Genomic DNA, 9,183 nt, shown 5'->3' on the forward strand with positions numbered 1-9,183 from the left:
CTCAGTGATGCGCCGCCCCCTGGCGGCGCGGGGTCACATGCGGCGTCACCGGCAGCTGCAGCGCGACGGTGCCGCAATCGCCGAAATCCAGCGACAGCGGCACCAGCTGGCCCTCCGCGACCGGCGCGTGCAGCCCCATCATCATGACGTGATCGCCGCCCTGGCGCAGGTGACGGGTCTCTCCGGCGGGAATGGTGATCCCCTCGGCCAGCGGCACCATCTTCATCACCCCGCCCTCATCCAGCGTCCGGTGCAGCTCGACCCGCGCGGCCAGCTCCGATTCCACCGCCCGCAGATGGCAGTCCCCGGCGCCGCGATTCTCGATCGCCAGATAGGCGGCGGCGGATCGCGGATTGCCGCTGCGGACATGGCCGTCGGACAGGACCAGCGTCTCGCCGCCGATGGCGGCAAGGGGAAGCAATGCCATGATGGCGGCGCAGGCGGTCGGTCTCATGCGTCATCCTCGCGTCGAAGGTGCAGTATCGCAACGACCTCAACCTAGAGGATCTGCCGGCGGATGCTAGCGGCCGGGACAGCGCCGCAGGTCACGGGCGCGCGACGGCCCAAACGCGAAAACCCCGCCGGAAGGGCGGGGCGATCATCGCGGAACCGGCAACCGGCTCAGGCCGAGGCTTCGGCGCCCTTCTTGCCGATCTCGCGCTTGATCTTCAGCGCGCGATCCGACAGCTCGCTGTCCTTGGCCTTGGCCAGGAAGGCGTCCAGGCCGCCGCGATGGTCGACCGAGCGCAGCGCCGCGGCCGAGATCCGCAGCGAATAGCCGCGGCCCAGGGTTTCCGACAGCAGCGTGACCTCGTTCAGGTTCGGCAGGAACCGGCGGCGGGTCTTGTTGTTGGCGTGGCTGACATTGTTCCCGGTCATCGGGCCTTTGCCGGTCAGTTCGCAGACGCGCGACATGGTATCTATCCTTCGTCTCAGCTGGGCGGGCGGCCCCGGCGGGTGGGTCCGACCCAATGTGAAAGGGCGCCGCGAGGCAGCGCCCGGAATTCCGTTCGCGGGTGGTTACAGCGCCAGCCCGCGCCCGTCAAGCCCTGATGGACCGTCAAGCCCCGTCGGCCCGTCATCGCCCGCATAGGCGCGTTCGGCCGCGATCAGTCGCTCCTTCCGCCACAGCCCGCCGGCATAGCCGGTCAGCGTCCCGTCGGCGCCGATCACCCGGTGGCAGGGCACCACCAGCGCGATGCGGTTGGTGGCATTGGCGCGGGCCACCGCGCGGGTCGCCGAGGGCCGCCCGATGCTGGCGGCCAGCCCGGCATAGCTGCGCGTCTGCCCCGCCGGGATCTGCCGCAGCGCCTGCCAGACCTGCTGCTGGAAATCGGTGCCATGCAGCTGGATCGGCACGGAAAACACCGGCTTGCGGCCCGTGAAGAAGTCCCGCAGCTCGGCCTCGGCCAGATCGTGGACCGGGCTGCGGCCCAGGCCGATCCGGCCGCCGACGAAGCCCGACAGCCGCCGCAGCCCCTGCGGCAGCGCCTTGCGGTCGATGAATTCCAGCAGGTGCAGTGCCCGGTCGTCGGCGATGGCGATCATCCCGCCAAGCGGCGTGTCGATCCAGTCCGCCCGCAGGTCCGCCGCGCCGCGCCATTCATGCGGCGGATGGCCGAACAGCCGCGCGAAGGCCGCCCGGAAGCCCGAGGCCGAATCGAATCCCGCATCCAGCTGCGCCTCGATCATCTGCGCTCCTTTCGTCAATGTCCTCATGCCGTTGCGCAGACGTTCCGCGCGGGCCATCTGCAGGAAGCTCTGCCCGAAATGGCGCTTGAAGGCGCGCCGGATGGTCGAGGGGTCATGCCCCAGCGCCTGCAGCTCGGCCTCGGACCAGCGCCGCTCGGGCTCGGCCCTCAGCCGGGCAGCCAGCCTTGCGACCACCGCATCGGCCTGAAGGCCGGTCGGATGGCAGCGCAGGCAGGGCCGGAACCCGGCCGCCTGGGCATCCTGCGGCCGGGCGAACCAGCGGCAGTTCTCGGGGCGCGGCTTGCGCGCCGGGCAGGTCAGGCGGCAGAAGATGCCGGTGGTGGTGACGCCGACGAAGGCGCGCCCCTCATAGCGGGGGTCGCGCGCGGTCAGCGCGGCATAGAGCGTGCGGGGATCGGGCAGCTCCAGCATGGCGGCGTCCTTCCTCATCCCGTCCTGTTACCCGATTCGCGGCGGTCAGGGGCCGCAAAATCGGGCGTCTATTCCACCTCTGCCCCGGTCCCCGTGCAGGCCTCTTCCGCGTGCCCCAGCCAGTCCAGCAGTTCCGAGGCCGCGGCGCCGGGCGCCAGGGCGCCCGCGGCCACCGCCTCGCCCAGCCGCTGGATCTCGGCCCGCGCGCGGGGCTGGTCCAGCCGCGCCAGAAGACCCGCGCGCAGTTCCGCCTCGAACCAGTGGCGGGCCTGGGCGGCGCGGGTGGCGTCGAAATGGCCATGCGCGCGGCGCCATTCGATCAGCGCCTGCATCTCGGCCCAGGCCTTGTCCAGCCCCTCGCCCGTCGCGGCCGAGACCGGCAGCGCCTTCGGAAAGCCCTCGGGGTCCTGCGGCCGCTTGCGGAGCAGCCGCAGCGCCCCGGCATAGTCGGCCACGGTGCGCCGCGCGGTGGCCAGAAGGTCGCCATCGGCCTTGTTGACCAGGATCAGGTCGGCCATCTCCATGATGCCGCGCTTGACGCCCTGCAATTCGTCGCCCCCCGCCGGCGCCAGCAGCAGCGTGAACAGGTCGCACATCTCGGCCACCAGGGTCTCGGACTGGCCGACGCCCACGGTCTCGATCAGCACCACGTCATAGCCCGCCGCCTCGCACAGCCGGATCGTCTCGCGCGTGCGGCGGGCGACGCCGCCCAGCTGGGCGCTGGAGGGCGTGGGGCGGATGAAGGCCATCGGGTTCCTGGACAGCATCTCCATCCGGGTCTTGTCGCCCAGGATCGAGCCGCCCGACCGCGCCGAGGACGGATCGACCGCCAGCACCGCGACCCGCAACCCCTGCCCGGTCAGCATGGTGCCGAAGGCCTCGATGAAGGTCGACTTGCCGACGCCGGGCGTGCCCGACAGGCCGATGCGCAGCGCCTGCCGGTCGGGCAATGCGGCGATCAGCGCGACGGCGCGGGCGCGGTGGTCGGGGCGGGTGGATTCGACCAGCGTGATCGCCCGCGACAGCGCGCGGCGGTCCCCGTCGATCAGCGGCTGCAGCAATTCGTCCATCTTGCCCCCATTCACGGCCTGACCGTGGATAGGATGCCGCGGCCGCAAAGCCAAGCACGCCGCGTCCTTTTCGGCAAAACCGGGCGCGGCCGGCCCGGTGCCAGCTTGTCGCAGGGGATCGCCGGGACTAGATTGAACGTGACGCGAAACAAGGAATGCCACCCATGCAGCACCGCTTCCTCCACCGCCGGGCGCTGCTGTCGCTGGTCGCGCTGGCGGCGGCCCTTGGCCCGGCGCGCCTTGCCGGGGCCGCGCCCGCGGCGATCGACTGGCGGCAGGCGCCGCTGCGGCTGCTGATGGTCCAGAAGCGGGGCTGCGCCTTCTGCGCCGCCTGGGACCGCGAGATCGCGCCGGGCTATGCCGCCTCGGCCGAGGGCCGCAGCGCGCCGCTGCTGCGCGTCGATATCGACGGCCCCTGGCCCGACGGGCTGGCGCTGGCCTCGCGCCCCTTCGCGACGCCGACCTTCGTGCTGCTGCAGCAGGGGATCGAGATCGGCCGGATACAGGGCTATCCCGGCGCCGCGCGCTTCCATCCGCAGCTGGCGGCCATACTGGGACGGGCCGGACGGGAGGTGGGGCGATGACCGAGCTTTCCGCGAAGTCCGAACCCGAGGCCTGCGAGGCGATCCCGGCCGAGGACATGCTGGCCCGCGCGACCGAGGCCGCCGGTTTCATGAAGGCGCTGGCCCATGAGGGGCGGATGATGATCCTGTGCCACCTGTCGGCCGGCGAAAAGACCGTGACCGAGCTGGAGAACCTGCTGGGCCAGCGTCAGGCCGCGGTCAGCCAGCAACTGGCGCGGCTGCGCGCCGAGGGGCTGGTCAGCTGCCGCCGCCAAGGGAAGGCGCGGCTCTATTCCATCGCCGATCCGCGCGCGGCCGAGGTGGTGGGGCTGATGTATCGGCTGTTCTGCGCCGGCTGAGGCCGCGCATGGGTATTTTCGCAACAGAGAAGGGCCGGGCTTTTTTCGGGCTGCGTCATGGGTTAGGCAGGCGCCGGACCAAACAGCAACGGTGACAGCCATGCATGACATTCGTGCCATCCGCGAGAACCCCGAAGGTTTCGATGCCGCGCTGACGCGGCGGGGGCTGGCGCCGCTGTCGTCCGGGCTGCTGGCGCTGGACGCGGCGCGGCGCGGCAAGATCGCCGAGGCCGAGACCGCCCAGGCCGAGCAGAACCGCGCCAGCAAGGAGGTCGGCGCCGCCAAGGCGCGCGGCGACGAGGCCGGGTTCGAGCGGCTGCGCGCGCTGGTGGCCGAGAAGAAGGCCGATGTCGCGCGGATGCAGGCCGAGGCCGCCGCGCTGGACGCCCAGCTGCGCGACCGCCTGATGGAGATCCCGAACGCCCCCCTGGACCGCGTGCCCGAGGGCCGCGACGAGGGTGACAATGTCGAGATCCGCCGCTGGGGCAATCCGCGCGATTTCGATTTCGCCCCGGTCGAGCATTTCGAGATCGCCGGCGTGAAGCCCGGCATGGATTTCGAGACCGCCGCCAAGCTGTCGGGCAGCCGCTTCACCCTGCTGCGGGGCGGCGTGGCGCGCATCCACCGGGCCCTGGCGCAGTTCATGCTGGACCTGCATGTCGGCAGCCACGGGCTGACCGAGACCTGGGCCCCGGTGCTGGTGCTGCCCGAGATGATGTATGGCACCGGCCAGCTGCCGAAATTCGGCGAGGACAGCTATGAGACGAAGGACGGCTATTGGCTGATCCCGACCTCGGAGGTGACGCTGACCAATACCGTCCATGGCGAGCTGCTGGACCATTCCAGCCTGCCCCGCCGGATGGTCGCCCACAGCCAGTGCTTCCGCTCCGAGGCGGGCAGCGCCGGGCGCGACACGGCGGGGATGCTGCGCCAGCACCAGTTCGAGAAGGTCGAGATGGTCTCGATCACCGATGCGGCCGGCGGCGAGGCGGAGCACGCCCGCATGACCCGCTGCGCCGAGGCGGTGCTGGAGGCGCTGGAGCTGCCCTATCGCACCGTGGTGCTGTGCACCGGCGACATGGGCTTCGGGGCCCGGATCACCCATGACCTGGAGGTCTGGCTGCCCGGCCAGGACAAGTATCGCGAGATCTCCAGCGTCAGCTATTGCGGCGATTTCCAGGCGCGGCGGATGAATGCCCGCTATCGCCCCGAAGGCGGCGGCAAGCCGGAATTCGTCCATACGCTGAACGGCTCGGGGCTGGCCGTGGGGCGGGCGCTGATCGCGGTGCTGGAAAACGGCCAGCAGGCGGACGGCTCGGTGCTGTTGCCGGCCGCGCTGCATCCCTGGCTGGGCGGCGCGACCCGGCTGGGGGCGGATGGCGTGCTGGCCTGACCTTTCTCATGACGGTTTCGCGATTGCGCCGCTGAATCGCGAAACCCCCGCCCCCGGTGGGGCGTTCCGCCTGCATGATACGGGCACAGGACATGGCGCTGTTGCTGGCCGCCGCGGGTTTCGTGACCAGCGGCATGATCAAGGCCCTGTTCTTCCGCCCGGCGCCCGTCCCGCCCGCGCCCGAGATCTCGCTGGGGCTGCCGCTGGAACTGCCGGTGCAGCAGACCCTTGCGACCAGCCCGATCGACCTGGCGCGGATCTATCTGCAGCCGCAGAACCCGGTCATGTGGCTGCTGCTGGCCGTGCTGTGGGGGCTGCTAATCCTCGATGCGGTCGGCGGCGCGCTGGAGCCGACGAAGGAGGACATGCGCGAGCGGACCCTGCCGCCGCTGCTGCTGGCGCTGCTGGCCGGCGCGGCCTGGCCCTGGATCATCGAGGCCTTCCAGCCGCTGGGGACGGCGCTTGCCGTGGCGATGATGCTGGCAGCGATCCTGGCGGCGCTGCGCGCGAAGGGGACGCGCCGCCCCGCCATCGGCTTCCTGGCGGGCTGGTCCACCGGCATCGCCATGGCGGTCGCCGCCGGTCTGATCGCCGCGCAGCTGGGCCTGCCGGTGCCCGAGACGGCGGCGCTGGCGATCCTGCCGAGCGCGCTGATCGGCATGGTCGCGCAGGTCCGGATCGGCCGTTCCATCAGCTATTCCGTGGCGCTGATCTGGGCCTTTTGCGGGGTCGCGGCGACCAGCATGGGCAGCAATCCCGTGCTGGCGCTGGCGGCCATCCTGGGCATCGCCGCGCTGACCTCGGTGCTGATCCGCGCGGCCAGCTGAGCCGGCTCAGCCGCCCTTGGGCTTCGGACGGTTCTTGTGCTTGGACAGCGCGCCCGACTGGCTGATCTTGGCCGCCTTCGCCTTGTAGGGATTGTCGGCGCCCTGATCGCGGAAGAACAGCCGGATCGGCGTGCCGGGCATGTCGAAATCGGCGCGCAGCCCGTTGACCAGATAGCGCTGATAGCTGTCGGGCAGCTTGTCGGTATGGGTCGCCTTGACGATGAAGGCCGGCGGCCGGGTCTTCACCTGGGTCATGTAGCGCAGCCGGATCCGCCGGCCGCCCGGCGCGGGGGGCGGGTGGCTTTCGGTCATCGCCTCCAGCCAGCGGTTCAGCTTGGCGGTCGAGATGCGGCGGTTCCAGACCTCATGCGCCTTCAGGATCGCCGCGTGCAGCCGGTCCAGCCCCTTGCCGGTCCGCGCCGAGACCGTGACCAGGGGCGCGCCCTTCAGCTGCGGCAGCAGCTTCTCGAAGCTGGCGCGCAACTCGTTCAGCTTCTGCGGCTTGTCCTCTTCCAGGTCCCACTTGTTGGCGGCGACGACCACCGCCCGGCCCTCGGTCTCGGCGAAATCAGCGATGCGCAGGTCCTGCTGCTCGAAGGGGATGGCGACGTCCAGAAGCACCACCACCACCTCGGCAAAGCGCACGGCGCGCAGCCCGTCGGCGACGGAAAGCTTTTCCACCTTGTCGGTGACCTTGGCGCGCTTGCGCATCCCGGCCGTGTCGAAGATGCGCATGGGCGTGCCCATGAATTCGGTCGCGACGCTGATCGAATCGCGGGTGATCCCGGCCTCGGGACCGGTCAGCAGCCGGTCCTCGCCGATGATCTTGTTGATCAGCGTGGACTTGCCGGCATTCGGGCGCCCGATCACCGCCAGCTGCAGGGGCCGCGCGGCCGAGGGGCGCCAGTCCTCGGCGCCCTCGCCCGTCTCGGCATCCTCTTCGGACAGGTCCACGTCGGTTTCCGCCGCGACCGGCTCCGGGCGCTCGGCCTCGACCTGGTCGGCCAGGGGCAGCAGCGCGCGATAGAGATCGTCCATCCCCTCGCCATGTTCGGCGCTGATCCGCAGGGGCTCGCCCAGGCCCAGGGCCCAGGCCTCGGTCGCGCCGGCCTCGCCCGCGCGGCCCTCGGCCTTGTTGGCGGCAAGGATGACGTGGCGGGCGCGCTTGCGCAGGATGTCGGCGAAATATTCGTCGGCGGCGGTCACGCCCACGCGCGCGTCGATCACGAACAGGCAGATATCGGCCTCGTCCACGGCGCGTTCGGTCAGCCGGCGCATCCGGCCCTGCAGGCTGTCGTCATCGGCCATTTCCAGGCCGGCGCTGTCGATCACCACGAAACGGAGGTCGCCCAGGCGGCCGGCGCCCTCGCGCAGGTCGCGGGTCACGCCGGGCTGGTCGTCGACCAGCGCCAGCCGCTTGCCCACCAGGCGGTTGAACAGCGTCGACTTGCCGACATTCGGGCGGCCGACAATGGCGAGGGTGAAGCTCATCGGAAGGCGTGCAGCTGGCCGTCGCGGCCGGTGACATAGAGCGTCTGGCCGGCCACCACGGGCGCGGTCGCGGCGCCGCCGGGGATCTGGCCCTGCCCGACCAGCGTGCCCGAGCCCGGATCGAAGACCCGCAGCACCCCGTCGCTTGACGCGACGAACAGCCGCCCGCCGGCAAGGACCGGGCCGTAATGGACATGGACCTGGTCCTGGCGGCGGACCCGGTCGGTCGTGAAATGCGGCATGGGCACGCGCCAGATCACGCCGCCGGTCGCGGCGTCCAGCCGCACCAGTTCCGCCTGGTCGTTGACCGCGAAGACCGATCCGCCGGCGACGACGACCGGGCTGCCCGCGCCCTCTCGCGCGGACCAGTTGCGCGTTCCCGTGGCCATGTCGAAGGCGTCGATCCGCCCCGAGGAGGTGCCGCCGTAAAGCACGTTGCCCGCGATCACCGGATCGCCGGTCACGTCGCGGATCGTGGCGATGGCGCGGCCCACGCGGCTGCCGGCGACCTGGGCGCTGAATTTCGTGGTGCCGGTTTCCGCATCGACGGCCAGAAGCTGGCCCGACGAGAAGGGAAAGACCACCGTGCCGCCCGAGACGGCGGGGGTCGAGACGCCCATCACCCCCGCGGGCGCCGGATTGCCGGCGATCTGCCACAGCACCCGGCCGTCGGCGGCGCGCACCGCCCAGCCGACATTGTTGCGCGCGACGACATAGACGGTGCCGTTCTGCACCGCCGGGCCGCCGCCGATCGCGGCATCGACGCGCTGGCGCCACAGCACCCCGCCCGAGGCCGCGTCGATGGCGACAAGCTCGCCAAAGCCGGTGGTGGCATAGAGCCGCCCGCCCTCATAGGCCAGCCCGCCGCCCGAGGCGCTGTCCTGCGGCTCGCCCACCGGGGTCAGGTCGGCGGACCATGCCGTGCCGCCGGAAAGCGCGGTGGCGGTCACGCGGGCGCGGCTGTCCATGGTGAAGACGCGGCCGCCCGCGACGATGGGATCGGCGGTGATGCGGTGGCGCTTGCCGTCGCCCTGCCCCACCGGGCTGGACCAGATGCGGCTGGTGCCCGCCCCCAGCGCGACATGGCCCGGCGCATGTGCGGCATTGCCGGCGCGATGGGTCCATTCGCCGTTCGCCTGCGGCGCCGGCAGCGACAGCACGGTCGAGCTGACGCCGGGAACGCCCTCGACCGCGGGACCGTCGGGCGAGGTCACGGCCAGCGGATCCAGCCTCTCGCCGGGCAGCGGGACATCGCGGTTGCCACAGGCCGATACGGCAAGCCCCGTCGCCAGGGCCAATGTCAGTCGCAGCGTGGCGTTCATCCTCGCCTCTCCCTCGTCTCTTGGGCTTGGCCTG

Annotated in this window: 10 protein-coding genes; 4 read left to right on the plus strand and 6 right to left on the minus strand. The window is 71.5% G+C overall.

Annotated elements, in window-relative coordinates; all coding sequences use genetic code 11:
* Position 1 precedes the first annotated feature (1 nt).
* The 4 genes from C9E82_RS00315 to meaB form a co-directional block, all read right to left on the minus strand.
* Entirely contained in the window at positions 2 to 454 is a 453-nt protein-coding gene (locus tag C9E82_RS00315) for a copper chaperone PCu(A)C (protein ID WP_119898329.1), read from the minus strand.
* Between the two features lie 167 nt (positions 455 to 621).
* Positions 622 to 915, minus strand: a complete 294-nt coding sequence (gene rpmB / locus C9E82_RS00320) for a 50S ribosomal protein L28 (RefSeq protein WP_119898330.1) — start codon at positions 913 to 915, stop codon at positions 622 to 624.
* A gap of 105 nt (positions 916 to 1,020) precedes the next feature.
* Complete coding sequence (locus C9E82_RS00325) at positions 1,021 to 2,142, minus strand: bifunctional transcriptional activator/DNA repair enzyme AdaA (RefSeq protein WP_221035965.1); 1,122 nt, start codon at positions 2,140 to 2,142, stop codon at positions 1,021 to 1,023.
* Between the two features lie 50 nt (positions 2,143 to 2,192).
* Positions 2,193 to 3,194, minus strand: a complete 1,002-nt coding sequence (meaB, locus tag C9E82_RS00330) for a methylmalonyl Co-A mutase-associated GTPase MeaB (RefSeq protein ID WP_119898331.1) — start codon at positions 3,192 to 3,194, stop codon at positions 2,193 to 2,195.
* Between the two features lie 164 nt (positions 3,195 to 3,358).
* On the opposite strand from meaB, the gene C9E82_RS00335 reads away from it, so the two are divergent.
* From C9E82_RS00335 to C9E82_RS00350, 4 genes are all read left to right on the plus strand, one after another.
* Positions 3,359 to 3,778, plus strand: coding sequence for a thioredoxin domain-containing protein (locus C9E82_RS00335; RefSeq protein WP_119898332.1), 420 nt, complete (start codon positions 3,359 to 3,361; stop codon positions 3,776 to 3,778).
* Entirely contained in the window at positions 3,775 to 4,116 is a 342-nt protein-coding gene (locus C9E82_RS00340; RefSeq protein ID WP_119898333.1) for an ArsR/SmtB family transcription factor, read from the plus strand. The genes C9E82_RS00335 and C9E82_RS00340 overlap by 4 nt, the downstream gene beginning before the upstream one ends.
* Before the next feature lie 100 nt (positions 4,117 to 4,216).
* On the plus strand, positions 4,217 to 5,509 hold the full coding sequence (gene serS / locus C9E82_RS00345) for a serine--tRNA ligase (RefSeq protein ID WP_119898334.1): 1,293 nt from the start codon (positions 4,217 to 4,219) through the stop codon (positions 5,507 to 5,509).
* Positions 5,510 to 5,601: 92 nt separating this feature from the next.
* Positions 5,602 to 6,336 (plus strand): hypothetical protein, encoded by a 735-nt coding sequence (locus tag C9E82_RS00350; RefSeq protein ID WP_119898335.1) that lies wholly within the window; start codon positions 5,602 to 5,604, stop codon positions 6,334 to 6,336.
* Between the two features lie 6 nt (positions 6,337 to 6,342).
* On the opposite strand, the gene der is transcribed toward C9E82_RS00350, so the two are convergent.
* Together der and C9E82_RS00360 are read right to left on the minus strand one after the other, a co-directional pair.
* Positions 6,343 to 7,827 (minus strand): ribosome biogenesis GTPase Der, encoded by a 1,485-nt coding sequence (gene der, locus C9E82_RS00355; RefSeq protein WP_119898336.1) that lies wholly within the window; start codon positions 7,825 to 7,827, stop codon positions 6,343 to 6,345.
* Positions 7,824 to 9,149: an outer membrane protein assembly factor BamB family protein gene (locus C9E82_RS00360; RefSeq protein ID WP_119898337.1), complete on the minus strand. Its 1,326-nt coding sequence runs from the start codon at positions 9,147 to 9,149 to the stop codon at positions 7,824 to 7,826. Before C9E82_RS00360 ends, der begins: the two co-directional genes overlap by 4 nt.
* Positions 9,150 to 9,183: the final 34 nt, after the last annotated feature.

Source organism: Paracoccus sigandri, assembly GCF_003709565.1.
In the GTDB taxonomy this organism is placed as follows: Bacteria; Pseudomonadota; Alphaproteobacteria; order Rhodobacterales; family Rhodobacteraceae; genus Paracoccus; species Paracoccus siganidrum.

Excerpts from the sequence above, each read along its gene's own strand:
- C9E82_RS00350 (WP_119898335.1), top strand. The coding sequence starts at position 5,602 with ATGGCGCTGTTGCTGGCCGCCGCGGGTTTCGTGACCAGCGGCATGATC.
- C9E82_RS00325 (WP_221035965.1), bottom strand. The coding sequence starts at position 2,142 with ATGAGGAAGGACGCCGCCATGCTGGAGCTGCCCGATCCCCGCACGCTC.
- C9E82_RS00315 (WP_119898329.1), bottom strand. The coding sequence starts at position 454 with ATGAGACCGACCGCCTGCGCCGCCATCATGGCATTGCTTCCCCTTGCC.
- C9E82_RS00340 (WP_119898333.1), top strand. The coding sequence starts at position 3,775 with ATGACCGAGCTTTCCGCGAAGTCCGAACCCGAGGCCTGCGAGGCGATC.
- meaB (WP_119898331.1), bottom strand. The coding sequence starts at position 3,194 with ATGGACGAATTGCTGCAGCCGCTGATCGACGGGGACCGCCGCGCGCTG.
- C9E82_RS00360 (WP_119898337.1), bottom strand. The coding sequence starts at position 9,149 with ATGAACGCCACGCTGCGACTGACATTGGCCCTGGCGACGGGGCTTGCC.
- C9E82_RS00335 (WP_119898332.1), top strand. The coding sequence starts at position 3,359 with ATGCAGCACCGCTTCCTCCACCGCCGGGCGCTGCTGTCGCTGGTCGCG.
- rpmB (WP_119898330.1), bottom strand. The coding sequence starts at position 915 with ATGTCGCGCGTCTGCGAACTGACCGGCAAAGGCCCGATGACCGGGAAC.
- serS (WP_119898334.1), top strand. The coding sequence starts at position 4,217 with ATGCATGACATTCGTGCCATCCGCGAGAACCCCGAAGGTTTCGATGCC.
- der (WP_119898336.1), bottom strand. The coding sequence starts at position 7,827 with ATGAGCTTCACCCTCGCCATTGTCGGCCGCCCGAATGTCGGCAAGTCG.